Source organism: Arthrobacter sp. 2762 (assembly GCF_040548745.1).
Taxonomy (GTDB): domain Bacteria; phylum Actinomycetota; class Actinomycetes; order Actinomycetales; family Micrococcaceae; genus Arthrobacter.
Window position 1 is genome coordinate 169,706 of record NZ_JBEPSI010000004.1, and the last position, 25,256, is coordinate 194,961.

Here is a 25,256-nt window from a genome sequence, read left to right on the forward strand (position 1 = left end):
TCCCGCAGGCAAAATCACGCACTCTGCTTGCCCTGTGCATTTCAAAGTCCCTGTGCACTCAAAAGTGGGGAACGAGGTTCCGCGGTTATCGACTTCGTGATGATTGGTGCGCTGCTGACGTTGCTGTTCATGGCAATCGTCCAGCTCACGCTTATCCTTCACGTCCGAAACACACTTGTTGATGCCGCGGCGTCCGGAGCGCGATATGGAACCCTTGCGGATCGAACGGCAATGGACGCGGAGGCCAGGACGTCCGAACTGATCGAAACGGCGCTCAATGGAGATTTCGCGGCAGACGTGACCACCGCTGAAAGGAATCTGGAGGGAATTCGGGCATTGGAAGTGACCGTGAGGGCGCCTATGCCAGTCGTGGGGCTTATCGGACCGGGCGGAGTCATGGAGGTTGCCGGACATGCTGCCCTTCCAAAGTGATGTCCTGACTCCGGCGCCGTTTCCCGCTTCGACAATGAACCGCCGTAGGCATCGACTGAAGATGGCTTTGCAGCTGGTGTTCGGACCATATCAAGACATATCTGCAGTGGGTACCGACGTCGAAAGGCAACGCGGCAGTGCCATCGTGGAGTTTACGTTCCTGGCACTGTTGCTCATGGTCCCGGTTGTCTATTTCCTGGTAACCGTGGGTCAAATTCAAGGCGGATCCTTCGCGGTGGTGGGTGCGGCGGATCAGGCGGCCAAGGTCTTTGTTTCCCAAACTGAACCCGCCCTCGCGAGGACCAGCGCAGAACAGAGCGTCCTCCTGGCGTTGAAGGATCACGGCTACCCGGCGCAAGCGGCCACAATGGAGATCACGTGCGACCGGGCAGATTGCCTTTCGGCTGGCGCCACAGTGACAGTTTGGGTTCGACTGACTGTCCCTTTGCCGATGGTTCCGTTTGGCGACTCGCTGCATCTCAACGCTGCCGTGCTCAATGCCTCTGCCACACAAGTCGTGGGCCGCTTTAAGTGAATCGTCAACGTGAGGAGGAGCAGTAAAGATGGCGATGGGGCGGAGAGGGCGCAACGAGGAAGAGGGACAGATGACCGTGCTGATCGTAGGCTTCGTACTTCTGGCACTCCTGTTGGCCGCGGTGGTGATGGCTACTTCGGCGATTTACCTGGAGCACAAGAAACTTCTGTCCTTGGCTGATGGCGCTGCACTTGCCGCTGCCGATGCGTACTTGGTGGGTGACATCGAAGGAAGCAGTGTGCCGTCGGCGTCGCTGGTGGACGAGCGGGTGCTGGGCGCGGTTGATCTGTACCTCGGAAACAGCGAAGCCTTCTCCATGCACGATCACTTGGAAGTTTCTCCTGAAACGGGCAGTTCTCCCGGCGGTACGGCGGTGGTGGTCTTAAGGGCCATCGCCCATCCGCCCTTGGTCACCTTCCTGCTGCCTGAGGGAATCCCCGTTGAAGCAAGGTCCACGGCCAGAGCCCGGCTCACCCAATAACGACATAACGCAATGACGCAATCATACGGACGCAATGACGGCGCCCAGTCGGGGGAGTCCGGCTGATAGCGTACGCTGGAAAGACCATGGCTGAGATTGATTTTCCCGCAGAAATCCGCGCGCTTCGCGCCACTTACAGTTCCATCGAGAACGTCACAGATGTTGATGCCTTGAAGGCAGAAATCGCCGAATTGAGTGAGCAGGCTGGCGCGCCGGACCTTTGGGATGACCCCGCATCGGCGCAAGTTGTCACTTCGCGCTTATCCCACCGGCAAGCAGAAGTGGAGCGCTTGTCCAAGCTTGCCTCACGCATTGACGACCTCGAAGTACTGGTGGAGCTCGGCCAGGACGAGGGCGACGAAGCCTCAATGGCCGAGGCGGCCAAAGAGCTGGCTTCTATTCGCAAGGCCCTCGCCGAGCTCGAAATCGTCACCCTGTTGTCCGGCGAATACGACGAGCGGGAAGCCGTAGTGACCATCAGGGCAGGAGCAGGTGGTGTTGACGCTGCCGACTTCGCCGAGATGCTGATGCGTATGTACCTGCGGTGGGCGGAGCGCCACGGATACCCCACCACCGTGATGGACACGTCCTATGCTGAAGAAGCAGGCCTGAAGTCCGCCACGTTTGAGGTCAAGGCGCCGTACGCATTCGGCACCCTGAGCGTCGAGGCGGGCACACACCGTCTGGTCCGTATCAGCCCCTTTGACAACCAGGGCCGCCGGCAGACCTCGTTCGCCGCCGTCGAAGTCATCCCGCTGATTGAACAGACCGACTCAATCGAGATTCCGGACAACGAAATCCGCGTAGACGTCTTCCGGTCCTCAGGACCAGGAGGCCAGTCGGTCAATACGACCGACTCCGCCGTGCGCCTGACACACATTCCCACGGGCATCGTCGTGTCAATGCAAAATGAAAAGTCGCAGCTTCAAAACCGGGCAGCTGCCTTGCGTGTGCTCCAGTCGCGGTTGCTGCTTGTTAAGAAGGAACAGCAGGACGCTGAAAAGAAAGCCTTGGCCGGTGATGTCAAGGCGTCTTGGGGAGACCAGATGCGCTCCTATGTGCTCAATCCGTACCAGATGGTCAAGGACCTGCGCACGGAACACGAAGTGGGCAACACTTCGGCTGTCCTGGACGGCGACATCGATGACTTCATCGACGCCGGTATCCGATGGCGCACTGGCAACCGTAACGCTGCCAGCTAGGGTCGCAGTCCGCGTGCCGGGGGCGTCCGATTCCACGACACGCCCCCGAAACCCCCGGAATCCCGGCTGCTGCGTGCGTATAGTCGAGTGGCCGGTGCTCTCACTTCCCCCATCGAAAGCCCGCGCTCCGGCTGTTGGACTGGGCGAGTACGTCATGTCCGGCGGGGTTCTAAAGGGCCATGATCAGATTTGAGAATGTCACCAAGGTCTACGAGCAGAATGCCCGACCGGCGCTCGATTCTGTCAGCCTTGAGATCAACCGCGGTGAATTCACCTTCCTGGTGGGCGCCTCAGGCTCAGGAAAATCCACCTTCCTGAGATTGATCCTGAAGGAAGACAAAGCATCCTCAGGTTCGGTTTACGTTGCCGGCCAGAACGTGGCCAACATTTCGAGCTGGCGAGTGCCCAAGCTTCGCCGGGGTATCGGTGTGGTCTTCCAGGATTTCCGCCTTCTACCGCAGAAGAATGTCTTCGCGAACGTGGCGTTTGCCATGCAGGTCATCGGCAAGAGCCGCTCCATTATCCGGGAGACGGTTCCTGAGGTATTGAAGACCGTTGGCCTTGAGGGCAAGGAAAAGCGGATGCCTCACGAACTTTCAGGTGGCGAGCAGCAGCGTGTGGCGATTGCCCGCGCCGTCGTCAACCGCCCAGGCATTCTCCTTGCGGACGAACCCACCGGGAACCTTGACCCCATTACGTCCATGGGAATCATGGGAGTCCTGGACAAGATCAACCAGAACGGCACCACTGTGGTCATGGCTACCCACGACGACGACATCGTTAACGAAATGCGCCGCCGCGTCGTGGAGCTCAAGAATGGCAAGGTCATCCGTGACGAAGCGAAGGCACTGTACACGTCCATGATTCCGGTTGTGGGTGAATCGCGGCGGCTGAAGGACGCCAGTGGCGAGGAACTCAACCGCGCGCAGGGGGCACAGCTGTGAGGCTCCTTTTCATCCTCGGGGAAATCGGCAGCGGGCTCCGCCGCAACCTGTCCATGGTGATCTCGGTCGTCTTGGTGACCTTTGTTTCCCTGACGTTCGTTGGCGCAGCCGGAATGCTGCAGATGCAGATCAACCAGATGAAGGGCTACTGGTACGACAAAGTCCAGGTTGCGGTCTTCCTCTGCAACGATGGCTCGACGGCGGTTGGTTGCGCGTCGGGGCCGGCCACCAAGGAACAGCAGGACAATTTGCAGGCAATGTTGGAGTCTCCAGCAGTCAAGCAGTACATCAACGACTTCCAATTCGAATCCCAGGCCGAGGCCTACAAGCACTTCAAAGAGCAGTTCTCCAATTCGCCGATTGTTGATTCCGTGTCCGAAGACCAGTTGCCGGCCTCGTTCCGTATCAACATGAAGAACCCCGAGAAGTACCAGATCATCAGCGAAACATTTTCCTCGCAACCTGGCGTTGAGACGGTGAGCGACCAGCGCCAGGTGTTGGAGCGGATCTTCTCCTGGATGAACGGCGCTTCTGTAGCCGCGATGGGTGTGGCGGCGGTGATGATCTTCTGCGCGGTGCTTCTGATAACCACGACGATCCGGCTCTCGGCGTTCAGCCGGCGCCGGGAAACGGGGATCATGCGCCTAGTGGGCGCCTCGAAGACAGTGATCCAGTTGCCGTTCATCCTGGAGGGTGTGATCGCCGCTGTTGTCGGGGCCTTGTTGGCCTCCGTGACGCTGTGGCTGATGGCACACTTCTGGCTCAATGGTGATCTCTCCAGACAATTCCTTAACACTCCCTTCATCTCATCGACGCAGGTCCTGGTGATCGCGCCGGTGCTGATTGCGCTCGGCGGTGGCTTGGCCGGGATATCCTCCTTGTTGACCCTCCGGCGTTACTTGAAGGTTTAGTGATGAAGGACGGGCGGCTGCGAACAACTGTGCTGACAAGCGAAAAGGACTCATGATGACCACGTTGGACCAGAACTCCCTGCGTCGGCGCCTGGCGTCCGGCCAAGCCAGGATTCTTGGTGGCGTGCTCGCCCTGGGCCTCGCTGTGAGCCTCCTGTCCGCTGTACCTACGGCCCATGCGGACAGCCTGGACGACCAGCAGGCTGCACTCGAGGCTGAATCCGCGCGCGTCCAGGCGTCCTTGGAGTTTGTGGACTCGAAGATCGCCAAGGCCGCGGGCGACCTCGTCATTTACCAAGGACGCCTCCCGGGCGCCCAGCAGGCACTTCTGGAAGCGCAGGGCCGCGTGGCCAGTGCGGTCAAGGAAGTTGAGGCATTGGCTGCCCGGGTGGAGCTCGCCCAGCAGAACAAAGCCAAAATCACTGAGCAGCTTGAGAGTGACAAGCAGAAGATCACCGATACGAAGAAACTGATCGGCCAAATCGCCTCACAGGCCTACAAATCCGGGGGCGTGCCCACCAACATCGCCCTGCTCTTCGGATCCAACGAGTCCGGCAGCCTGACAGAATCCATGGACCTCGCCGATCAGGCCATGCGCAGTCAGAACGCTGCAATGACAAAGCTGACCCAACAGAACGCCACCAACGTAAACTCCCAGGCCCGGCTGGCCGCCGTCGAGGCTGAGATCCAGGACCTGAAGGCCAAAGCCGACGCCGCGCTTGAGCGGGAGAAGGCTGCGCGCGACGAGGCTGCGAGCAAGAAAGCCGAAGTCGACAAGCTCATCGAGGACACCACCCGCCTGAATGGACAACTACAGGCGGCCAAGCCCGGCATTGAAGCCGACCTTGCCCGCGTGAAGGCCGAACAGGACTCTGTTGCAGCCGAAATCGTAGAGAGGGACCGCAAGCTTCGGGAGGCGTGGGAGGCCGAGCAGCGTCGCCTCGCCGCAGAGGCAGCTGCTGCTGCGGCCGCCGCAGCAGCTGCGCAAGGAAGGCCGGCACCCCCCGAGCAACCGTATGTCCCGCCGGTGGGTTCGCCTTCCGCGTTTGGTTTGCGACACCCCTTCGCCAGCTACGTACCCATCACGTCTGGATTCGGCTGGCGGGCAACCCCGCCCGGAACCATCGATTTCTATGGCACGGGCGGTTACATGCACACCGGCATCGACTTCGGTGCAGCCTGCGGTACTCCTGTTTATGCTGCAGCTGCCGGTACTGTCTTCAACTCTGGTTGGAACTCGGCAGACGGCGGTGGATGGCGCGTGAAGCTGTCCCACGGCGTGGTGCAGGGCAACTCCCTGACGACCATTTACTACCACAACAGCAGCATTGTGGTGGCCAACGGGCAGCAGGTATCGCAGGGGCAACTCATTGCGTACTCGGGTAGCACAGGTAACTCCACGGGGTGCCACGCACACTTCGAAACCTGGCTGAACGGTGCCGCAGTGGATCCGATGACCCTCCTCTAGTAGCCCGTCCCTTCGTCAGGGACCAGGGCCTGCGGGCTCTGGCGTACACTAGTTGAAATCCGCATCTAACAAGGAGTTCTACCGTGCCCAAGGAAAGTGGCCGTAAGGTAGTGGCCACCAATCGGAAGGCCCGGCATAACTACCATGTCCTGGACACCTATGAGGCTGGCATTGCGCTGATGGGTACCGAAGTGAAATCCCTCCGTGAAGGCCACGCCTCCATGGTGGACGGCTTTTGTACCTTCTACAATGACGAACTGTGGATGGAGGGCATCCACATCCCTGAGTATCACCAGGGGAGCTGGACCAACCATGCCGCGCGCCGCCGTCGTAAGCTTTTGCTTCACCGCGAAGAGCTGGACAAGATCTCCCAAAAGATCCGCGAATCCGGCTTCACCGTGGTGCCGTTGCAGCTTTACTTCCTGGACGGTCGGGCAAAGGTTGAAATAGCCATAGCACGAGGTAAAAAGGACTACGACAAGCGCCAAACGCTGCGTGAGCAGCAGGATAAGCGCGAATCGTTGCGCGAACTGCGGGAGCGCAACCGCCGCTAGGTTTGGATGCAGATGCTCCCGCCCAGGGCTTGTGTCGCGGGGAATGATCTTCCGGGTACATGCGTTATGATGGATAGTCCGGTAGGGATTTGATCGCTTGATGAATCCCTTGCCGGTTTGGTAACAAAATACGGGGATGATCGGTTTCGACGATGTTAGTCGCGACAGGTGAAGCGGGCCGAGGATGCAGAATTATCTCGTAAACGCTGTCTGCAAACCAATAAGTGCCGAATCTAAGCGCACTGACTTCGCTCTCGCTGCCTAAGCAGTAAGACAGTCCGTCAGCCCGGGGTTGCTATCGCCCCGGTTCCTGGCGTCATTTAGATAGCCACTGCTGTTTGCCTTCGTCATTGAGGTAAACGGGACTCTTAGATGACTGGGCCCGGATCAGCCACCTGTTTGCAGGATGGCTGGGGCCGAGAAAATCCGACGCAAACTGCGCCCGGAGAAGCCCTGACAAAACGACATCGGACGGGGGTTCAATTCCCCCCATCTCCACCGGAAGGCCCTCGGATCCCAGTGATCCGGGGGCTTTTTCTTTGTCCGAACACGCCACGCACGCCGTTCACCCACGGCGTAGGGGAACGAGGACTAGCCACCCTGTCCTGGCCGTTGTACACGGTAGGCACTGAACTGTACTGGACAGGCACTGAACCGTACTCGATAGGCAAAGAACCTGGACTGGAACCGGACAGGACGTGCACGGCACCGCGGTAGCAGGAGGCATGTGATGAGTACCGAGCCAGAGTTTGAAATTCCGGATGACGGCCGGGATTCCGAAGCGCCTACGGAGCAGGACGACGACGCTGCCTTGGACGCTTACTCGCAGATCGTCATTCGGGTTGCGGAGTCTGTCACGCCGCACGTGGCCGCTATCGAGATGACGAGTGCGCGTCGGAACGGGCAGCTGCGTGTGGGCAGCGGATCGGCCGTGGTCTTCACCGGTGACGGGTATATGCTCACCAATGCCCATGTCGTGGCAGGCATCCAGTCCGGAAGAGCGGTGTTTGCGAATGGCAAGCAGACCGACGTGGAGCTCGTGGGGGCGGACCCGCTGTCTGATCTAGCCGTCGTCCGTGGTCTCAAACCCACCCCGCCACCCGCCATCTTGGGTAACGCCGATTCGCTAAGGGTTGGCCAGCTGGTAATCGCGGTGGGCAATCCGCTGGGCCTTGCGGGATCCGTGACTGCCGGCGTGGTCAGCGGCCTGGGGCGATCCATCCCCGTCCGTGCAGGGGAGCACCGGCGGGTGATTGAGGATGTCATCCAGACTGACGCGGCCCTTAACCCGGGCAACTCTGGGGGCGCCCTGGCCGACACCCGGGGACGTATCGTCGGCATCAACACGGCCATTGCCGGACTGGGCCTTGGACTCGCCGTACCTATTAATAGGACAACCCAGCGAATTATCGCCTCCCTGCTCAAGGATGGGAGGGTGCGCCGTGCCTACTTGGGTTTGGTGAGTACGCCGATCCCGCTCGATGCCAGTGCGGTGGTGCGGACTGGCCAGAAAGAGGGGCTGCGCGTGGTGGAAGTCATTGCCGGCTCACCTGCGGAATTGTCGGGGCTCCAGCCAGGGGACCTGGTGCTTCGGGCCCAGGGCAGGGCTGTATCCAGTGCAGAGAGTTTGCAGAAGCTGCTGTTTGCCGAGGCCATAGGCGAACCATTCCCGTTGACTGTGCTGCGTGACGGCAAAACGGTACAGCTGATAGCCGTTCCGTCGGAGATGAGCCAGCAATGACGAGCCAGCAACAATGAGACGAGCCTAGGCCTGATCCTCGCGGACGTCGACCACGCCCACAAAGCGGCTGCCGACCCCTTCATATTCGCTGCGCACGTCACCAAGGAACAGCTCCGGCAGTTCACTGTTTTTGTGGTGTCCGCAAAAGACGAACGAGAAGTCGGGCCACCACTTTTTGGGCCGCACCGCCTCTGAGTACCCGCACACTGCGCAGCTCAGGTGGACCCAAACGGGCCGTTTGCCCGTGCGGTTGGCACGTGACTGGACCAGCCAGGCTGGTGGATTGTCCTGGATGCTACGAAGTTCGGCTTCTGAGAGCCGTGACGGGATGCCGTGGCGCTGGGCCATTTCCATGGAGATATCAAGGGCCAATGCTGCGTCACGTCTACTAATCACTGTTTAACGATACGGGACTTCGCCATGGACGAACGCCGCGTAGGCTGTGCACATGACGGATGCTGTGGCTTTGCTGCCGAGAACGCCGCTTCAAAAACGGGTGCTCGTTGTGGCAATTGTGGCTTCTTTTATCGCCATTCTGGATGGTTTCGTGGTGAACCTTGCGCTCCCGGCCATTGGCCGCGAACTTGGCGGTGGCTTGGTCATCCAGCAATGGGTGGTGGATGCCTATCTATTGACCCTCGGGGCCCTCATCCTGGTGGCCGGTTCATTATCGGACCACTTTGGCCGGGCACGGATCCTCGAATGGGGGCTGGCGGGCTTTGCCCTGACGTCCGTCATGTGCGGCCTGGCCTGGAACGGGGAAGTCCTGGTGGTGTCCCGCGCACTTCAAGGTATTGCAGGTGCCCTCCTGGTGCCCAGTTCGTTGGCTATGATCATTACCTCCTTCTCCGGGCCTTCCCAGTCCAAAGCGATCGGCCAGTGGTCAGGCTGGACGAGCGCCGCCGCCATCGTAGGGCCACTCATTGGTGGGGTTTCCGTGGACATGCTGTCGTGGCGGGTGATCTTCTTCATCAACGTTATTCCCGCCGTCGCGATTTGGCCTCTGCTCGCGGGCCTTCGGGCCTCGGATGCGGCCAGGGACAAGAGCAAGGGAATCGACTACCTCGGCGCTGTTCTGGCCATGATCGGACTGGGTGGTCCCGTCTATGCGTTCATTGAACAGGGCCGGATGGGTTGGATGAGCGTCCAGGTGTGGCTGCCGCTCCTGGCCGGTGTGGTGGCGATGGTGTTGTTCCTGGTCCACGAGGCAAGGACCAGGGAGCCGATGTTGCCGTTGAGGCTGTTTGCCATAAGGAACTTTGGCTGGGGCAACCTTGCCACGCTTGCGATCTACGGCGGGATATCGCTGGGATTCTTCGTCCTGGGCATCTATCTCCAGCAGGTTGGAGGCATGGGGGCTACCATCGCGGGAATCGCTTTGCTTCCAGCGACCGTCATCCTGATGCTGACTGCGTCCTACTTCGGAGGGCTGGCAGGAAAATATGGTCCTCGATGGTTCATGACTGTGGGGCCGCTGTTATGCGGTGTGGGCTTTCTGATGTCCCTCTCCATCCAAGAGCCCCTGAACTACTGGACCCAGGTGCTGCCGGGGCAGATCGTCTTTGGCGTGGGACTCACCACCCTCGTCGCGCCACTCACGGCAGCGATTCTAGGCGCGGTACCGCAGGAAGAGGCCGGGATTGGTTCGGCCGTCAACAACGCCGTGGCCCGTATTGCCGGCCTTGTCTGCATTGCCTTTGCCGGCCTGATCGTTGGTCCTGTGTTCACACGGCAAGGTTTGTACAACGCCTTGGTTGTCACAGCGGCACTGTTCGTCGTCGGCGCGGTGGCGTCCGCCGTCGGGATCCGCAACCCCATTCCCGAAGCGGCAGTTACGGCTGACAGTGCACCGGATACAGCGTCCGACGACGGCGGGTCGGCCGACCAGCGCACCTAGCCAGCGCAGCTAGCCTGTGCCACGTGCCTCTGCAGCGCGCAAGTCAGCGCGCGGGAAGCACGCAGCCTTCGTGGACTTCAGCGCTTTGGACCCAAAGTGCCGCTGTAACCTCGTCCGCGAGATCGAATTCGCGGCGTTGGGGTCCGCTGCCAATCCGAACAACCAGGGCTCCACCGAATGGTTTGCGCCCCACCACCTCCACAGGAGCGTCCAAGGTGATCTCTTCCGACGCGAGATAGCGAAGAAGATCAGGATTTTCGTCGCTGATCCGGGTGATGCGGCCTGAGTGGCCTTCATCCAACTCGATCATGCGGTAGGCGTGAGGGAGCTCCACCGATCCGTCAGCCGAGGGAATCGGGTCGCCGTGAGGATCCCGGAGGGGGTGGCCAAGCTTGGCGGCCATACGCTCGATGAAGGTATCGGACACCGCGTGCTCCAACATCTCGGCTTCATCATGGACTTCGTCCCAGCTGTAACCGAGTTCATCAACGAGGTAAGTCTCAATGAGGCGATGACGCCGGACCATGGACAGTGCAAGGCGCATGCCCTCCGGAGTCAGCCTGATGGCACTGTAGGGTTGGTGGTCCACCAAGCCCTGGTCCTTGAGTTTGCGGACCATTTCAGACACCGAGGAATTGGCAACGCCAAGCCGCAGGGCAAGCTGCGAGGACGTAATCGGTTTGTCCTGCCACTCCGTATAGGAGTAGATGACCTTGACGTAGTCCTCGATCGAGGAGGAGGGCGTACTGGTCTTCACACACCAAGCCTACCGTGGCGGGGCGCCGTGGATCTTGCGGGCCCGCCACGTAGTGGTCAGGTACGGCAATCCAAGGAGTTGGCCGGGGGCATGGCCGAGATGATCGTAGAGGTACCACTCCAGGTTGCCCATGACCTTTGAGCGGGTGGCTTCATTTGCGCGGAGGTAGTAGCTGCGCGATTTTGTGAGCTCCATGATGTCCTCCGGTGACACGGCGTCCTCCCAGCTGGTGAGATGGCTCGTCAAGTCCATGAATTCCGGTCCGATAACTGGCCGGAAGCCGGGCTTGTGCACATCTCCGGCGTGCATGATGCGTGACAACCGGTGAACCCAGGGCACCGAAGTGTCCAGTTGGTTCCATATCAGGCCGAGGACTCCGTGGGGCCGGAGGATCCGGGCGATTTCCGTGCTGGCTTTCATCGGGTCACACCAATGCCATGCTTGGGCAACGCTGACGACGTCGAATGCTGAGTCCGCCAGCCCTGTTGCCTCGGCCGTTCCCTCCAACGCCTCAACGCCCGGATAGGACTTTCGAAGTTGCTCCAGCATGTCTGTGGAAGGATCGACGGCGGTCACCTGCAGACCGCGCTCCACGAGCAGTGCCGTAAATTTTCCTGTGCCTGCACCAATATCCGCGGCGGACTTCGCTCCAGGAGGAAGAAGCCAATCCACTGAGTCTGTGGGATAGCCGGGCCGAACGCGATCGTAGTGTTCGCCGCCGTCCTGGAAGCTCTGGCCCAGTTCGTGGCGGCGCGTGGCATGCAGCTTGGGACCACCTGGCCTGCCAGCGCTGCCGGAAACACCTCCGCCGGAAACACTGCCGGAAGGCACGGCCACGCACAGACTCCTTTACCGCGAACGCCAGTTACCCTACGAATTTACCGCACAGTACGCGTGTGTCAGTCAATCGTGCTGTTTCAGTCAATAGTGCAGGGTGCAGCCCCTGCGGTGCCCGGGGTGTTTGGAGCCCATTCCGGATAGATGCGGTGGTCGTTGGCCGGTACCCAGCGGCCTTCATCCACTACATAGTCCCAACCGAGACCCGTGCGCTTGAGTTCTTCGATACCAGCCAGGAGTCGTGTGGCATCCTCCAAGCGGGAGCCCACGCCGAAGCTGGCGCGCAGTGAGCCGGAAGGGAGTCCCAGCCGCTTGAGCAGGGGATGGGCGCAGAAGCGGCCGTCCCGAAGTCCTACACCGTGTTCGGCGGCGAGATAGGCGGCCACCAGTCCGGCGTCGAATCCTTCCACCGAGAAATTGACCACGCCGATAGTGTCTTCGGAGTCGCTGAAGATCCGGTGGACGGTCACGCCGTCGATTGCTTCAAGTCCCTGCACGAGGTAGGAGCGGATGGCAGCTTCATGGGCATGCCAGGCATCCTGGTCCAAGCCGGCAAGCACCTGCGTCGCGCGGGCCAATGTTGCCGCGCCGAGGACGTTGGGGGAGCCACCCTCGTGGCGGGCGGGACCTGAGGCCCAGCTGACCGAGTCCAGGCGCGCCTCACGAACAGCGCCTCCGCCGGCAAGGTGGGGAGTACCGGCGTCGAACCAGTCGGGGCGGCCCACAACGACACCGGCGCCGAACGGAGCGTAGAGCTTATGGCCGGAGAAGACGATGTAGTCGACGTCTGCGGCGGCGATGTTGATGCGGCGGTGGGGGGCCAGCTGCGCGGCGTCCACCACAATCCTGGCACCGTATTCGTGTGCAAGTGCTGCGAGTTCGGCGATCGGCAGGATTTCACCGGTCACGTTCGAGGCCCCGGTGACCGCCAGCAAAGATACGCCGCCTTGGCTGAGTTCCTCGCGGAGCTTGGCCAAGGTAGCGGTCAGTGTCGAAGCAGCTACGACACTGCGGTGAGGGACGCCCTGCCAGGGAAGGAGATTGGCATGGTGCTCGATGTCCAGGTAAAGGACCTCGCCCGTTGGCTTTCCGTCCAGTTGCGGGAGGCAGCCCGCCAACAGGTTCAGCGAGTCCGTGGTGTTCCGGGTGAAGATGACGGAATCGTCGGGACGGCCGCCGACGAATTCGCGGACGATGTCGCGGGAGTTCTCGTAGACCGAGGTGCTGATCTGGGAAGCGTAGCCTGCGCCGCGGTGGACACTGGCGTAGTAGGGGAGGATCTCGTTGAGATACGCAGAAACGATGGTCAACGCGGGAGCGGATGCCCCGTAGTCGAGGTTGGCGTAGCGGACGTGGCCACCCTGGATCAGGGGAGCTTGCAGCTCCGCGCCTGTGACGGCGGCCAGGGGCCTGCCCGCAGCGGCTTCGTGCGCTGCTTCTTCGACCGCAAGGGACGGCAGAACGGTGGAGTTGAACGTAGCAGTGCTCATGGGACCTCACTCAAGAGGGACCCCCTATGGGGATCCGCGCTTGCCGTATCCGTTCCGGACCGGCCAGGTCGTCACCCGGGGCACCCCACCGCGAATGGAGGGTTGCCGGCCAGCAAACCGGGGTTTAGCGCTGGCACTCGTGACCTGTAAAGAGGTTAGGTCACGCATCTGGCCTGCTCCAAAGTCGCTTCGCTTTGTTAAGCACATTGTTACGACGGGTCCGGAAACCGGGCTTTGGGCGAAGAAAAGACGGCGGATGCCCCGAAAAGGAGGCATCCGCCGTCGAAAATTCTATGCAAAGCCGGTTGGCTTGTTGGTGCCGCTGGGTCAGAGGAGGTCATCCAGGGCAGGGTTTAGCCGCTTGAGGACCTCTGAATGCAGGATGGAGTTGGTGGCCAGGGCATTGCCGCCAAAGGGGCCGTCCTCGCCTTCCAGCGAGGTGAAACGGCCGCCGGCTTCCGTCACAATGGGCACCAGCGCTGCCATGTCGTAAAGGTTCAACTCTGGCTCGCAGGCGATGTCCACGGCCCCCTCGGCAACCAGGCAATAGGACCAGAAGTCGCCATAGGCGCGCGTGCGCCAGATGTCTTCCGTCAACCCCAGGAACTCGTCCAGATTGCCGCGCTCTTTCCAACCGGAGAGGCTGGAATATGACATTGAGGCATCCGCCAAGCGCGAAACGTTTGACACCTTGAGCCGGGTGGCTGAGGCCAGGGAGCGGCCCATGTAGGCCCCCATGTCCTTTGCCGCCCACCAGCGCTTGCCCAGCGCGGGAGCGCTGACAACTCCAACGACCGGCTCGCCTTCGTCAACCAGTGCGATCAGGGTCGCCCACACGGGAACGCCCCGAACAAAGTTCTTTGTTCCGTCGATGGGGTCGATGATCCAACGCCGGGAGCCATGGCCGCTGCTGCCGAACTCCTCGCCGAGGACGGCGTCACGGGGGCGCGAGCGCGACAGTTGGCCACGGATGGCTTCTTCCGCAGCCTTGTCGGCATCCGTCACGGGCGTGAGGTCAGGCTTGGTCTCGACCTGCAGATCCAAAGCCTTGAAGCGGTCCATGGTTTGGGCGTCCACGGAATCCGCCAGCACGTGGGCCAGTCGAAGGTCGTCGTTGTAGCTGGAAACGGGTTGGGTCATGCCACCAAACTATCGTGAAACGTTCCGTGCAGCTGGGATGTGGAGCACCAATGCTTAGTTGACGGTACCCAGTTCCTTGGTCTCTTTGGCTTCCAAACGAGGGTCCGCGCCCAGTAGTCGTCGGAGCGAAGACAAACGGGCCACTCCGGAAGGACCGGCATGTCCCTCGTTCACCCAGGCGTCCAGGCCGCAATTGATGGCGCTGGCATCGTGCTTGCAGCCGCGGTCGCAAGCTTCCGTGCCCGGTTCCAAATCGGGGAAGGAATGCAGGATGCGGTCGGGGTCCACGTGCGCCAGTCCGAAGGAGCGGATACCGGGGGTATCGATGATCCAGCTACCCGGCGGCGCGTCTGCCAGTTTCAGGGCCAACGCCGACGACGACGTGTGCCGGCCCCGCCCGGTGACGGCGTTGACACCACCGGTAGCCCGTTCGGCTCCGGTCAGGGCATTAACCATGGTGGACTTGCCGACGCCCGAATGGCCCAGCATGACAGTCACTTTTCCATCAAGGTGGGCCCGCAATTCGGCAACGGCTCGGCTGTCCAGCCGCGCGGACAGTCCGTCGTCCGAGCGGGCATCAATTCCGGACGCTTCATCATCTGCCGTACGGCTGATGATGATGGGAAAGTCCAGGCTGAGATAGTTGGACAACAGCTCGGCAGGGTCCTTGACGTCTGCTTTGGTGACGAGCAGCAGCGGCTCGATCCCGGCGTCGTAGGCTGCAACCAAGGCGCGGTCAATAAAGCCGGTTCGGGGCTCCGGATTGGCCGCGGCGACCACCACCACAAGTTGGTCTGCGTTGGCCACCACCACTCTTTCGATGGGGTCGGTATCATCAGCGCTGCGCCGGAGCAGTGTCTTCCGCTCCTCAATGCGGACCAGCCGCGCAAGGGTGTCCGGCTCTCCCGATACGTCGCCCACCAAGGCGACGAAATCGCCGGGGACTACGGGGTTTCGTCGCAGTTCACGCGCGCGTGCAGCGATGATAATGCGTTCATCCGAGGAGTCTTCCCCAACGATGGCGGTGTAGCGCCCGCGGTCTACCGTGATGATCCGGCCGATGACGGCGTCATCATGACTGGGGCGGTCTTTGGTGCGGGGTCTTGATCCTTTTTTGTTGGGACGGATCCGGACGTCGGATTCGTCCCAGGAGCTTGCGTCGCGGCCCATGGTCAGTTGCTGGCCTCACTGGTGACGGTCTCGTCGTCGCCTGTGCCGTGCTGCAGCATGGCCTCCCACATCTGCGGAAATTCGGGCATCGTCTTGGACGTGGTAGCGATATCCTCCACCTGAACGCCCTCAACGGCGAGCCCCAAAATAGCCCCCGCCGTAGCCATGCGGTGATCGGCGTAGCTGTGGACGACGCCTGGGTGCAAAGTGGCCGGGCGGATAATGAGGCCGTCGGCTGTTTCTTCTGCATCTCCGCCGAGCCGATTGATTTCAGCGGCCAGCGCGGCGAGCCGATCGGTTTCATGGCCACGAAGGTGCGCGATGCCGGTCAGTCGCGAAGGACCTGTAGCCAGTGCGCACAGCGCAGCGACAGTGGGCGCGAGCTCACTGGTTTCGTCGAAGTCGGCGCCCTTGATTTCCGGGCCGCCCTTTACCGTGAGCGTACCGTTTTCGAGCGTCACGGTGGCACCCATCTCAACCAGGATGGTACGCCACAGATCGCCCACCTGGGTGGTTTCAGTGGGCCAGTTGGGGATCCGGACGGTTCCATGGGTTGCGAGGGCTGCGGCAAGGAACGGGCCGGCGTTGGAAAGGTCCTGTTCGATCCGCTGGTCAAAGGCATGAATGGGGCCAGGCGCGACTCGCCAGTGGTTGGGCACCGAATCGTCCACTTTGACGCCGACTCCACGAAGGACTGCAACGGTCATATTGATGTGGTCCAGGCTGGGGACCGGCTTGCCGACGTGTTCCAGATGAAGGCCTTCGGTGAAACGGGCGCCCACCAGCAGCAAGGCCGAGACGAACTGGGACGATGCGCTGGCATCGATCACCAGGTGGCCGCCCCGAACCTCGCCAGTGCCATCCACCGAAAAGGGGAGGGCCGACGGCGTCCTGCCGCCTTCGGTGGCGACAGGAACTCCGAGAGCGAGCAGTGCTTCGATGATGGCCCCCATGGGCCGCTTACGGGCATGGGGATCGCCGTCGAACATGGTTGGACCATTGCGGAGCGCAGCTAAAGGTGGAACGAAGCGCATGACAGTACCGGCAAGGCCGCAATCGATGGCAGTCTCCGCACCCGAAGCTGAAGGATCCATGGGCGTGATTTCAAGGTCGGGTCCATAATCACCGTCGCCGGGTACCTCGGTAACGGTGGCACCCAGCTGCCTGAGCGCCTGAATCATCAGGACAGAATCGCGGGAGTGAAGGGGGGCCCGCAGCCGGGAAGGGCCGTCGGCCAATGCCGCAAGGACCAGGAAACGGTTGGTGAGCGATTTTGAGCCCGGCACGGTCACTGTGGCATCCACTGGCCTGGTGGCGTACGGAGCGGCCCAGAGGGGCAGGGTGTCGACGGAGTGTGTTGAACCCGTGTTTGCTGCGGTGGTACCTGTCATGCTTCCTTATGCTCCAACTGCGTTGTCTACGGCCTTGCGTACTGCTTTGTCTGCCCGCTTGAGTTGCTTGCCGGTCGCCTTCTTGGCATCGGCAGCCAGGTGTTCAGCCCGCCATGCAAGGCTGGGGCGGCCCTCAGTGTCTACGGAGGCCAGCAAAACGCCGCCGGTCAGGGAAATGTTCTTCAGGAGTTGGGCCCTGCGGGCGTTCCGGCCTTCCTTCGTGCTGATGTCGGCTGAGCGCCACTCCACATAGGAGTTCAGTGCGGACGTCAACGCCAGAACCGTTGCCGCGAAGCGGGAGAGTTTGCCAAGGCCAAGCAATGCTCCGGCGCCCAGCTGCGCGCCACCGATTACCCGGGCCAGGACTTTCTCGTCAGTCGGGAATGGCAGCGACTCCGAGGCGCGGCGAAGGACCGGGGACAATTGCCTGGCAGTGTCGTCCGCGTTCTTGAGCTTGTCCAGACCTGCGATGACGAAGCTGGACGCGAGCATCGGCCGCGCGAGAAAACGGATAACAGACATGTCTTGCCTCCTGGATGGCTTGTCATGATATTTCATGACGTTATTCACTAAGTGCTGTGTTCAAGGGGTGCAGTCTGCTCTAGTCTTGCACCTTTGCGGAATATTTACCCAGCGGCTGCCGTTGTGAACAACAAGAACGGTGAAGACCGGGCTGCGGCATGGTGTTGCCGCTTCGCTGAACGGAGTTGGTTTTTTGACCTTGGTTAAGGACCGCGTGGGTCTGCTGGAGGCTGGCTATCCTGCACAGCGGGATTCCCGGAAGCTGACAGTAGACTTGGCAACGATGAGCACCATTGAACCGGCCGCAGCGGCCATGTACGAAGCAGCCGATCCGTCCCCGGTGGACGGCGCAGGAGACGCATCGGCACGGGCCGACGTCGATGTCACCACGGAAACTCCCGAGCAGCGGCGGGAGCGTTTCGAGCGCGACGCCATGCAGTACGTGGACCAGCTGTATTCAGCGGCGATGAGGATGGCACGGAATCCCTCCGATGCCGAGGACCTCGTCCAAGAGGCTTACACCAAGGCGTTTTCGGCTTTTCACCAGTACAAGCCGGGGACCAACCTCAAGGCCTGGCTGTACCGGATCCTGACGAATACCTACATCAACCTCTATCGGAAGCGGCAGCGTGAACCGCTGCAGTCCAACTCGGACACGATTGAGGATTGGCAGTTGGCAAAGGCTGAGTCGCACACCTCTTCCGGGTTGCGCTCGGCAGAGGCTGAAGCCTTGGACCACCTGCCGGATTCCGATGTCAAGAGCGCGTTGCAGGCCATCCCGGAGGAATTCCGGTTGGCTGTGTACTTCGCCGACGTCGAAGGATATGCCTACAAGCAGATTTCCGAGATCATGAACACCCCGATCGGCACAGTCATGTCGCGGTTGCACCGCGGCCGGAAGATGCTGCGGGACATGCTGGCGGATTACGCCGCAGAACGGGGCTTCAAGGCCCACACCGAAGACCAGGCCGCGGCCGGGAGCAACAATCAGGAGAAAGAGCAATGAGCGACTGCCAGGGATTGGGCGATTGCGACGATACACGGATGCAGAGGATCTACGAGTACCTCGACGGCGCATTGACCCGCGAGGACCTCACAGAGATCAAGCAGCACCTGGACACCTGCGAGGAATGTGCTGAGCAGTATGACCTTGAGTGCCTTATCCGCACCATGGTCAAGCGTTCGTGCACGGAGTCCGCGCCAGAGAACCTCAAGAACTCAATACTTGACCGGATCCACTCCATCAAGCCGGTGGAGGCTTGATCCAACGCCGCTGATCCAACGCCGCCGAGAAAATGCGCCGGGTCAAAGGCCCGCAAACGCCAAGGGCCCCGGAAACCGTATGGTTTCCGGGGCCCTCGCTGTTAAGCCTTGACGCTAAGCCGATGGCTTAGGTGTTGGGACGCTTGCCGTGGTTCGCGCCGCCGCGCTTACGGTCACGACGCTTACGTGCACGCTTGCTCATAGCTGGCCTCCTTCAATGATTGATACTCAATAGAGCTGCCCTCCAGTTTCGCACATCCGGACGTTCGCTCGCGAACCGGGTTGGAGCATTGTCAGCTCCGCAGCGAATTCCTGATGGAGATGCGTGCTTGGTCCAGCACTGCACGCACCGTCTCGAGGGTTACGGGATTGAGCGGGTGTGAGGCGCTGTGTTGACGCAACTCCACGCGGATGTCATCCCGGAACGATTGGACCAGGAGCTCGGCCTCTTTGAGTATTCTGTGGCCTTCAGGGGAAAAGCCCGCCGTCCTGCTGTGGAAGGCGGCGGCCGTCGCAGTGCTGCGCGCGGCCTCCGCCGTAGCGGCGAGATCTGCCTTCAGCCCACGCATGTTGGATCTGATGTCTTCCCGAAGGTTGTCGGCCAGCCGCCGCACGGAGGCTGAGATATTATCCTCGACGTCGGCAAGCTCCTGCCGCCGTCGGTTCAGTTCCGCCAGCCCTGCTTCCGTGACGAAGTACTTGGTGCGGCGGCCCTCAGTCTCGGTAGCTACCAGGCCTTCCTCCTCCAATTTCCCAAGACGGGGATAGATCGTCCCGGCGCTGGGGGAGTAGGTGCCGCCGAACCGGTCACCCAGGGCCTTGATCAGCTCGTATCCGTGCTTGGGTCCTGACTCAAGCAATGCCAGGAGGTATAAGCGCAGGGCGCCATGCGCAAAAACAGGAGGCATCAGAGACCCGCCTCCCCGGGCACCGGGTGGTCATTTCCCGAGGCCGGCCCTGTGCCGTGCATGATGTAGGTCTTGCCGGAGACTGTATTGGTCCGCACCAGCATGAGCCTCTCATCCGGACCAACAATGGTCTGCACTTTGCTTCCGGGCTGGGCATACATCTGGTCATCAATGATGACAGTGCCGCTGGCGGACTTGGCAACGATGTCCAGGCCAACATCGTGCGGCAGCCGGATGGTCAGGTCCCCTGACACCGAATTGGCTCCGAGGTCGTTGGTGTAGTCGTGGAGGTCGAAGCTGAGGTCACCGCTCACTGTGCTTGCCCTGACGTTCTTGAACTTGCCCGAAGCGGTGACTTCGCCTGAAACGCTCTTGGCGGTCAGGACGCCGTCGTGGTTTCTGGCGATGACCTCGCCGCTGACGGTGTTGACGTGCAATTCACCGCTGGTGCCGTCGGCCATGACGGAGCCCGAAACTGTGTTGAGCCGGATCCGTCCCTCGATGCCGGAGACCATGCCATCGCCGTTGACTGTTCCCGCTTCGACGTCCACTCCACGCGGAAGCGCGATCCCAACCACTACCGAGTTGGTGCTGGTGTTGTTGACGGTACCCATCAGGTTTCGGAACCATCCTTGTGGTCCTTGGAGTTGGTGGCGTACCTCCAGGCGGCCGTTCACCAGCGTAATGGTCAGGGGGTCTCCGCTGATCTCGCTGACCTCGATCCGGACGAAGGGTTCGTCGTGGGTGACGACGTCGAACCTGCCCTTGACTATTCCAAGTTTGAGCGAGTGGACATCGTCCACATCAATGGTTTGTGGGCCCGTCACGGTCCAAAGCTCGTCAGACATGATCCCTCCAAATTGCGATATATCGCGTTGATGAAAACACGATATATCGCGAGTGAGGGGAACGCAATGGTTTGCGGGGAGGGCTACTCCGGCTGGGCGATGTTAAGCCACTGGAACCAGCCGCGGTGCAGCACGAGCCATGCAATCAATCCGTAGCCGGCCTGTCCGGGTGTCCCCCCATTGGCTGCGAGGTCCGTCCTCCACTGCTCGTGGTTCAGCAATGGAGAGAAAGTGTCAACGTAGTGGTGGTTGCGGCGGGTGGTGACATCGGCAAAGGCTGTGTTCAAATCGGCCAGGCGTTTGTTGCGCGCCGGATCAAGAGTGGGTGGAGGGCCCACCACGAACACTTCAACGCCACTGTGCGAGGCACCATCAAGAATGTTGGCAAGGTTCAAACGACTTCGCGCCGTGGAAAGCCCGAACTCCAGGTCACGGCCGGAGAGCCCTATGACCAGCCGGTTCTCGTGCGAGTCACTGAAACGGCGGCCGGCTTCGTCCTGCCATCGCGAGGCCAATCCCTCAGTGCCTTCCATGGGGCAGGGGAGTGAGAAGCTTTCCACCACCACGGTGTCCTGGGGCGTACGGGCCAGCACTCTTCCCAGCCAACCCAAGGCGCGGGGGTCACCCAAACCGGCGAGCAATTCATCTCCTACAGCCGCAATGCGCAGCTTCCTGTCTTCCACGGTTACCTCTTCACACTCGTTACGGTCCTTGCACGGCTTTTGGATCTGCGGCCGGCTTGATGAACCGGGTACCTGTCCCATTAAACAGAACTGCCCGGCCGGAGGTGCATTGACAGCACCTCCGGCCGGGCAGTTTTTTGGCTACTTGCGTTCGAATGCCTGCTTGATCAAGGCATCCTGCTCAGCAGCGTGGCGCTTCATGGAGCCTGCGGCGGTGGACGCAGACGCCGGACGCGACACGAGGCGGAGCCTGCGATCCAGCTCCGGTGCCAGGTTCAGCCCCATGAACGGCCACGGACCCTGGTTGGCGGGCTCATCCTGGGCCCAGACGATGTCAGCGTTCGGGTACTTGGCGAGCTCTGCATCAATTTCAGCCTTCGGCAGCGGGTACAGCTGCTCCACGCGGATGATCGCAGTCGAGGTGTCCCCGGACTTCTGTCGGTTGGACAGGAGGTCGTAGTACAGGCGGCCGGAAACCAGGATGACCCGGTCCACGTTTGCAGCCTCTACCTCGGGATCACTGATGACTGGCCTGAAGCCGCCCGTCGTGAAGTCCTCGACGGCGGACGCGGCGCCCTTGAGACGCAGCAACTGCTTCGGCGTGAAGATGATCAACGGCTTGCGGGGACGGCTGTAGGCCTGGCGACGCAGCAGGTGGAAGTGCGAAGCTGCCGTGGTGGGGTTGGCCACAATCATGTTGTCCTCGGCACAGAGCTGCAGGAAGCGCTCGATGCGTGCGGATGAGTGATCAGGGCCCTGGCCTTCGTAGCCGTGCGGCAGCATCAGGACGAGCGAGGAACGCTGGCCCCACTTTTGCTCAGCGGAGGAAATGAATTCATCGATGATGGTCTGAGCGCCATTGACGAAGTCACCGAACTGGGCTTCCCACAGCACGAGGGCGTCGGGACGCTCCACCGAGTATCCGTATTCAAAGCCCATGGCTGCATATTCGGACAGGAGTGAGTCATAGATCCACAGCTTGGCCTGGTTGTCCGAGAGGTTGCCCAGGGGCAGCCACTCATTGCCATTGGCGCGGTCGTGGAACACTGCGTGACGCTGCACGAAGGTACCGCGGCGCGAGTCCTGGCCAGCCAGCCGGACGGGAACGCCCTCCATGATCAGCGAGCCGAAGGCCGCGATCTCGCCAAAGCCCCAGTCAATGCCACCTTCACGGGACATTTGCTCACGCTTCTCCAGGAGCTGCTTGAGCTTGGAGTGAACCGTGAAGCCCTCCGGGATCTCCAGGTGAGCCTTGCCGATGCGGGCAAGAGTCTCGGGGGAGATGGCGGTGGAAGCCGGTGAATTGGTTCCGAAGTCCGCCTGCTGGGCAATCGGGCGCTCGATGTCCGAGACAGCGGCAGAGTCAGCAGTGATGATCGGGATGGGGGAGGTCTGCGCCGCATGCGTCTCAGCAAAGACCCGCTCAAGGCGTTCCTGGTAGTCGCGGAGCAGTTGCTCAGCCTCTTCCTCGGTGATGTCGCCACGACCGATCAGCGATTCCGTGTACAGCTTGCGTACGGAGCGCTTGGCCTCGATCAGGTTGTACATCAGGGGCTGCGTCATCGAGGGGTCGTCGCCCTCGTTGTGACCACGGCGGCGGTAGCACACCATGTCGATGACAACGTCCTTGTGGAAGCGCTGGCGGAACTCGTAGGCGAGCTGCGCAACACGCACCACGGCTTCGGGGTCGTCGCCATTCACGTGGAACACGGGGGCCTGGATCATCTTGGCAACATCCGTGGAGTACGTCGATGAACGCGAAGAGGACGGTGCCGTGGTGAAGCCAACCTGGTTGTTCACGATTACGTGGATGGTGCCACCGGTGCGGTAACCACGCAGCTGGGAAAGGTTGAGGGTTTCAGCAACAACACCCTGGCCTGCGAATGCAGCGTCACCGTGGACCATGATGGGCAGGACCGGGAAGGACTCGCCCTGGTCCAGGCGGTCCTGCTTGGCGCGGACGATGCCCTCGAGCACGGAGTCGACTGCTTCAAGGTGGGACGGGTTGGCGGCGAGGTAGACCTTGGTCTGCTTGCCGTTGTCCGAGGTGAAGGTGCCTTCAGTACCGAGGTGGTACTTGACATCGCCGGATCCCTGGACGGAGCGCGGGTCCTGGGTGCCTTCGAATTCACGGAACACCTGGGCGTAGGTCTTGCCTGCGATGTTGGTGAGCACGTTCAGGCGGCCACGGTGGGCCATGCCGATCGCGACTTCGTCCAGGCCGTCGTCGGCAGCGTCCGAGATGACTGCGTCAAGAAGCGGAATAAGCGACTCGCCGCCTTCGAGGGAGAAGCGCTTCTGCCCGACGAACTTGGTCTGGAGGAAGGTCTCGAAAGCCTCGGCTGCGTTGAGCTTGGAAACGATGCGCAGCTGCTCTTCGCGGCTCGGCTTGGAGTACGGGTGCTCCAGCTGGTCCTGGAACCACTTACGCTCCGCAGGCTCCTGGATGTGCATGTACTCGATGCCCGTAGTGCGGCAGTAAGCATCCCGGAGTACTCCAAGGATGTCGCGGAACTTCAGCTGCGGCTTTCCGCCGAAGCCACCTGTGGGCCATTCGCGGTCCAGGTCCCAGAGCGTGAGGCCGTAGGTCAGGACATCAAGGTCAGGGTGCTTGCGCTGTACGTATTCCAGGGGATCCGTGTCTGCCATGAGGTGGCCACGCACACGGTAGGAGTGGATGAGCTGCTGGATGCGGGCAACCTTGTTGATCTCATCTGCAGGGTCAACCTGGAGGTCAGGGCTCCAGCGGACGGGCTCGTACGGAATGCGGAGGGCTTCGAAGATTTCGTCGTAGAAGTTCTGCGCACCAAGGAGGAGCTGGTGGACCAGCTTGAGGAACTCGCCGCTGCCTGCGCCCTGGATGACCCGGTGGTCGTAGGTGGAGGTCAGCGTGAGGATCTTGCTGATGGCGTTCTGGGCAATGATCTTCTCGCTGGCACCCTGGAACTCGGCCGGGTAGTCAAGGGCGCCGACGCCGATGATGGCTGCCTGTCCCTTGGACAGACGTGGTACTGAATGCACCGTGCCGATGCCGCCGGGGTTGGTCAGGGAGACCGTGGTACCGGCGTGGTCGTCCGCCGTGAGCTTGCCGTTGCGGGCTCGCTTGATGAGGTCCTCGTAGGTGTGCCAGAACTCGGCAAAGTCCATGGTCTCGGCCTTCTTGATGTTGGGAACCATCAGGAGGCGTGTGCCATCGGGCTTGGGCATGTCAATGGCGATGCCAAAGTTGACATGGGCGGGCTGGACAGCGCTCGGCTTGCCATCAATTTCGTCATAGTAGACGTTCATTGACGGGAACTGGGAGAGAGCGCGGACAACCGCGTAGCCAATGAGGTGAGTGAAGGACACCTTGCCGCCGCGGGCACGTGCAAGGTTGGAGTTGATGACAACGCGGTTGTCGATCAGCAACTTGGCAGGAACTGCCCTCACGCTCGTGGCGGTAGGCACCTCAAGGCTGGTCACCATGTTGGTGGCGATGGCCTTCGCCGGTCCGCGGAGGACAGAAACGACGTCTTCCTCAGGAGCGGTGGGCGCCTTGGTGCTCTTGGGCAGCTGGGCAGGAATCGGTTGTGCGGCGTTGCCGCCGACGGGCTTCTTTGCTCCGTCCTTGGCAACTGTAGCCGGGGCTTTCTTCGCCGGAGCCGTAACCGCCGCTTCACCGGAAGCAGCAGCGGCAGTGGTGGTCGCAGGGGCAGCTTCGGGAGCGGCCGGCGCCGGTGCCGGTGCCGCTTCAGCCGGAGCTACGACGGGAAGTACTTGGGTGGGGGGATTGGCAGCGGCTGGGGCTGCGGAGGTTCCGTTGGAAGAAGTGCCGTCACCGGTATCGAAGGATTCGAAGAGCGGCCACCACTTGGCGTCGACCGAATTCTTGTCCTGCTGGTACCGCTCGTACAGTTCGTCAACGAGCCACTCGTTTCCGCCAAATTCCTCTGGTAGACGGTGGCTGGGCTGCTCTGGCACTTGAAATACGCCTCTTCCATGAGTTTTGATTTCCCGCTGGCCAAGGTTGCTTTTCCGCAACCCTGCACCAGGGTCCGGGTCCCGCGAACTCAGACCTTTGTCAGTCTAGTTAGGATCGTTGG

At 61.4% G+C, this 25,256-nt stretch carries 25 protein-coding genes, 1 other RNA gene and 1 riboswitch; of the genes, 13 read left to right on the plus strand and 13 right to left on the minus strand.

The features are described 5' to 3' along the window. Positions 1–27 precede the first annotated feature (27 nt). The 10 genes from ABIE18_RS09315 (at position 28) to ABIE18_RS09360 (ending at position 8,268) form a co-directional block, all read left to right on the plus strand. A complete protein-coding gene (locus ABIE18_RS09315) occupies positions 28–432 on the plus strand; it encodes a TadE family protein (RefSeq protein WP_499722429.1) in 405 nt (134 codons plus the stop codon). A gap of 61 nt (positions 433–493) precedes the next feature. After that, complete coding sequence (locus ABIE18_RS09320; RefSeq protein ID WP_499722430.1) at positions 494–967, plus strand: hypothetical protein; 474 nt, start codon at positions 494–496, stop codon at positions 965–967. Positions 968–1,037: 70 nt separating this feature from the next. Further along, on the plus strand, positions 1,038–1,448 hold the full coding sequence (locus ABIE18_RS09325; RefSeq protein WP_499722431.1) for a pilus assembly protein TadG-related protein: 411 nt from the start codon (positions 1,038–1,040) through the stop codon (positions 1,446–1,448). Positions 1,449–1,534: 86 nt separating this feature from the next. Beyond that, positions 1,535–2,650 carry a peptide chain release factor 2 gene (gene prfB, locus ABIE18_RS09330; protein WP_431115685.1) on the plus strand — a complete coding sequence of 372 codons (1,116 nt, stop codon included), beginning with the start codon at positions 1,535–1,537 and terminating at the stop codon, positions 2,648–2,650. Between the two features lie 179 nt (positions 2,651–2,829). Beyond that, on the plus strand, positions 2,830–3,594 hold the full coding sequence (ftsE, locus tag ABIE18_RS09335; protein ID WP_216924001.1) for a cell division ATP-binding protein FtsE: 765 nt from the start codon (positions 2,830–2,832) through the stop codon (positions 3,592–3,594). Continuing rightward, positions 3,591–4,505 carry a permease-like cell division protein FtsX gene (gene ftsX, locus ABIE18_RS09340; protein WP_224164730.1) on the plus strand — a complete coding sequence of 305 codons (915 nt, stop codon included), beginning with the start codon at positions 3,591–3,593 and terminating at the stop codon, positions 4,503–4,505. The genes ftsE and ftsX overlap by 4 nt, the downstream gene beginning before the upstream one ends. Before the next feature lie 55 nt (positions 4,506–4,560). After that, the gene (locus ABIE18_RS09345) at positions 4,561–5,973 is read left to right on the plus strand and encodes a peptidoglycan DD-metalloendopeptidase family protein (RefSeq protein WP_499722433.1); all 1,413 of its coding nucleotides are present in this window, start codon (positions 4,561–4,563) and stop codon (positions 5,971–5,973) included. Positions 5,974–6,056: 83 nt separating this feature from the next. Next, positions 6,057–6,527: an SsrA-binding protein SmpB gene (gene smpB / locus ABIE18_RS09350; RefSeq protein ID WP_026540087.1), complete on the plus strand. Its 471-nt coding sequence runs from the start codon at positions 6,057–6,059 to the stop codon at positions 6,525–6,527. Positions 6,528–6,659: 132 nt separating this feature from the next. After that, positions 6,660–7,028: a transfer-messenger RNA gene (ssrA, locus tag ABIE18_RS09355) on the plus strand. Between the two features lie 226 nt (positions 7,029–7,254). Further along, positions 7,255–8,268 (plus strand): S1C family serine protease, encoded by a 1,014-nt coding sequence (locus ABIE18_RS09360; protein ID WP_499722435.1) that lies wholly within the window; start codon positions 7,255–7,257, stop codon positions 8,266–8,268. A gap of 24 nt (positions 8,269–8,292) precedes the next feature. Here ABIE18_RS09360 and ABIE18_RS09365 read toward each other — a convergent pair whose 3' ends face one another. Continuing rightward, positions 8,293–8,622 carry a hypothetical protein gene (locus ABIE18_RS09365; RefSeq protein ID WP_477515182.1) on the minus strand — a complete coding sequence of 110 codons (330 nt, stop codon included), beginning with the start codon at positions 8,620–8,622 and terminating at the stop codon, positions 8,293–8,295. An 88-nt stretch (positions 8,623–8,710) separates the two neighbouring features. On the opposite strand from ABIE18_RS09365, the gene ABIE18_RS09370 reads away from it, so the two are divergent. Next, positions 8,711–10,165 (plus strand): MFS transporter, encoded by a 1,455-nt coding sequence (locus ABIE18_RS09370; RefSeq protein ID WP_499722437.1) that lies wholly within the window; start codon positions 8,711–8,713, stop codon positions 10,163–10,165. Positions 10,166–10,208: 43 nt separating this feature from the next. On the opposite strand, the gene ABIE18_RS09375 is transcribed toward ABIE18_RS09370, so the two are convergent. From ABIE18_RS09375 to ABIE18_RS09405, 7 genes are all read right to left on the minus strand, one after another. Continuing rightward, entirely contained in the window at positions 10,209–10,922 is a 714-nt protein-coding gene (locus ABIE18_RS09375) for a metal-dependent transcriptional regulator (RefSeq protein ID WP_216923998.1), read from the minus strand. A 9-nt stretch (positions 10,923–10,931) separates the two neighbouring features. Beyond that, positions 10,932–11,753 (minus strand): class I SAM-dependent methyltransferase, encoded by an 822-nt coding sequence (locus tag ABIE18_RS09380; protein WP_499722647.1) that lies wholly within the window; start codon positions 11,751–11,753, stop codon positions 10,932–10,934. A gap of 86 nt (positions 11,754–11,839) precedes the next feature. Then, positions 11,840–13,249: an aminotransferase class V-fold PLP-dependent enzyme gene (locus ABIE18_RS09385; RefSeq protein ID WP_499722438.1), complete on the minus strand. Its 1,410-nt coding sequence runs from the start codon at positions 13,247–13,249 to the stop codon at positions 11,840–11,842. 31 nt (positions 13,250–13,280) lie between these two features. After that, positions 13,281–13,394: riboswitch (SAM riboswitch) on the minus strand. Positions 13,395–13,576: 182 nt separating this feature from the next. Continuing rightward, positions 13,577–14,389 (minus strand): histidinol-phosphatase, encoded by an 813-nt coding sequence (gene hisN / locus ABIE18_RS09390; RefSeq protein ID WP_477515047.1) that lies wholly within the window; start codon positions 14,387–14,389, stop codon positions 13,577–13,579. A 54-nt stretch (positions 14,390–14,443) separates the two neighbouring features. Next, a complete protein-coding gene (gene rsgA / locus ABIE18_RS09395) occupies positions 14,444–15,559 on the minus strand; it encodes a ribosome small subunit-dependent GTPase A (RefSeq protein ID WP_477515048.1) in 1,116 nt (371 codons plus the stop codon). A 2-nt stretch (positions 15,560–15,561) separates the two neighbouring features. After that, positions 15,562–16,950: a 3-phosphoshikimate 1-carboxyvinyltransferase gene (gene aroA / locus ABIE18_RS09400; RefSeq protein ID WP_499722440.1), complete on the minus strand. Its 1,389-nt coding sequence runs from the start codon at positions 16,948–16,950 to the stop codon at positions 15,562–15,564. A 6-nt stretch (positions 16,951–16,956) separates the two neighbouring features. Continuing rightward, on the minus strand, positions 16,957–17,472 hold the full coding sequence (locus ABIE18_RS09405) for a DoxX family membrane protein (protein WP_477515050.1): 516 nt from the start codon (positions 17,470–17,472) through the stop codon (positions 16,957–16,959). 193 nt (positions 17,473–17,665) lie between these two features. On the opposite strand from ABIE18_RS09405, the gene ABIE18_RS09410 reads away from it, so the two are divergent. Further along, positions 17,666–18,478: a sigma-70 family RNA polymerase sigma factor gene (locus ABIE18_RS09410; protein WP_499722441.1), complete on the plus strand. Its 813-nt coding sequence runs from the start codon at positions 17,666–17,668 to the stop codon at positions 18,476–18,478. Next, complete coding sequence (gene rsrA / locus ABIE18_RS09415) at positions 18,475–18,735, plus strand: mycothiol system anti-sigma-R factor (protein WP_216923992.1); 261 nt, start codon at positions 18,475–18,477, stop codon at positions 18,733–18,735. Before ABIE18_RS09410 ends, rsrA begins: the two co-directional genes overlap by 4 nt. A 127-nt stretch (positions 18,736–18,862) precedes the next feature. Here the strand turns inward: rsrA and ABIE18_RS09420 are convergent, their stop codons facing one another. The 5 genes from ABIE18_RS09420 to ABIE18_RS09440 all read right to left on the minus strand — a co-directional run bounded on the left by ABIE18_RS09420 (position 18,863) and on the right by ABIE18_RS09440 (position 25,134). Next, a complete protein-coding gene (locus tag ABIE18_RS09420; RefSeq protein WP_369299106.1) occupies positions 18,863–18,937 on the minus strand; it encodes a 50S ribosomal protein bL37 in 75 nt (24 codons plus the stop codon). Between the two features lie 91 nt (positions 18,938–19,028). Further along, positions 19,029–19,643, minus strand: a complete 615-nt coding sequence (locus tag ABIE18_RS09425) for a PadR family transcriptional regulator (RefSeq protein WP_499722442.1) — start codon at positions 19,641–19,643, stop codon at positions 19,029–19,031. After that, on the minus strand, positions 19,643–20,491 hold the full coding sequence (locus ABIE18_RS09430) for a DUF4097 family beta strand repeat-containing protein (protein WP_499722443.1): 849 nt from the start codon (positions 20,489–20,491) through the stop codon (positions 19,643–19,645). Before ABIE18_RS09430 ends, ABIE18_RS09425 begins: the two co-directional genes overlap by 1 nt. 83 nt (positions 20,492–20,574) lie before the next feature. After that, positions 20,575–21,174: a GDSL-type esterase/lipase family protein gene (locus ABIE18_RS09435; RefSeq protein WP_216923989.1), complete on the minus strand. Its 600-nt coding sequence runs from the start codon at positions 21,172–21,174 to the stop codon at positions 20,575–20,577. A 141-nt stretch (positions 21,175–21,315) separates the two neighbouring features. Next, complete coding sequence (locus tag ABIE18_RS09440) at positions 21,316–25,134, minus strand: multifunctional oxoglutarate decarboxylase/oxoglutarate dehydrogenase thiamine pyrophosphate-binding subunit/dihydrolipoyllysine-residue succinyltransferase subunit (protein ID WP_499722444.1); 3,819 nt, start codon at positions 25,132–25,134, stop codon at positions 21,316–21,318. Positions 25,135–25,256 lie beyond the last annotated feature (122 nt).

What these genes read in the sequence shown, in the direction of transcription:
- ABIE18_RS09345 (WP_499722433.1), top strand. Translation starts at nt 4,561, where the DNA reads ATGACCACGTTGGACCAGAACTCCCTGCGTCGGCGCCTGGCGTCCGGC.
- ftsE (WP_216924001.1), top strand. Translation starts at nt 2,830, where the DNA reads ATGATCAGATTTGAGAATGTCACCAAGGTCTACGAGCAGAATGCCCGA.
- ABIE18_RS09325 (WP_499722431.1), top strand. Translation starts at nt 1,038, where the DNA reads ATGACCGTGCTGATCGTAGGCTTCGTACTTCTGGCACTCCTGTTGGCC.
- ABIE18_RS09320 (WP_499722430.1), top strand. Translation starts at nt 494, where the DNA reads ATGGCTTTGCAGCTGGTGTTCGGACCATATCAAGACATATCTGCAGTG.
- rsrA (WP_216923992.1), top strand. Translation starts at nt 18,475, where the DNA reads ATGAGCGACTGCCAGGGATTGGGCGATTGCGACGATACACGGATGCAG.
- prfB (WP_431115685.1), top strand. Translation starts at nt 1,535, where the DNA reads ATGGCTGAGATTGATTTTCCCGCAGAAATCCGCGCGCTTCGCGCCACT.
- aroA (WP_499722440.1), bottom strand. Translation starts at nt 16,950, where the DNA reads ATGACAGGTACCACCGCAGCAAACACGGGTTCAACACACTCCGTCGAC.
- ABIE18_RS09385 (WP_499722438.1), bottom strand. Translation starts at nt 13,249, where the DNA reads ATGAGCACTGCTACGTTCAACTCCACCGTTCTGCCGTCCCTTGCGGTC.
- rsgA (WP_477515048.1), bottom strand. Translation starts at nt 15,559, where the DNA reads ATGGGCCGCGACGCAAGCTCCTGGGACGAATCCGACGTCCGGATCCGT.
- ABIE18_RS09365 (WP_477515182.1), bottom strand. Translation starts at nt 8,622, where the DNA reads ATGGAAATGGCCCAGCGCCACGGCATCCCGTCACGGCTCTCAGAAGCC.
- ABIE18_RS09405 (WP_477515050.1), bottom strand. Translation starts at nt 17,472, where the DNA reads ATGTCTGTTATCCGTTTTCTCGCGCGGCCGATGCTCGCGTCCAGCTTC.
- ABIE18_RS09425 (WP_499722442.1), bottom strand. Translation starts at nt 19,643, where the DNA reads ATGCCTCCTGTTTTTGCGCATGGCGCCCTGCGCTTATACCTCCTGGCA.
- hisN (WP_477515047.1), bottom strand. Translation starts at nt 14,389, where the DNA reads ATGACCCAACCCGTTTCCAGCTACAACGACGACCTTCGACTGGCCCAC.
- ABIE18_RS09430 (WP_499722443.1), bottom strand. Translation starts at nt 20,491, where the DNA reads ATGTCTGACGAGCTTTGGACCGTGACGGGCCCACAAACCATTGATGTG.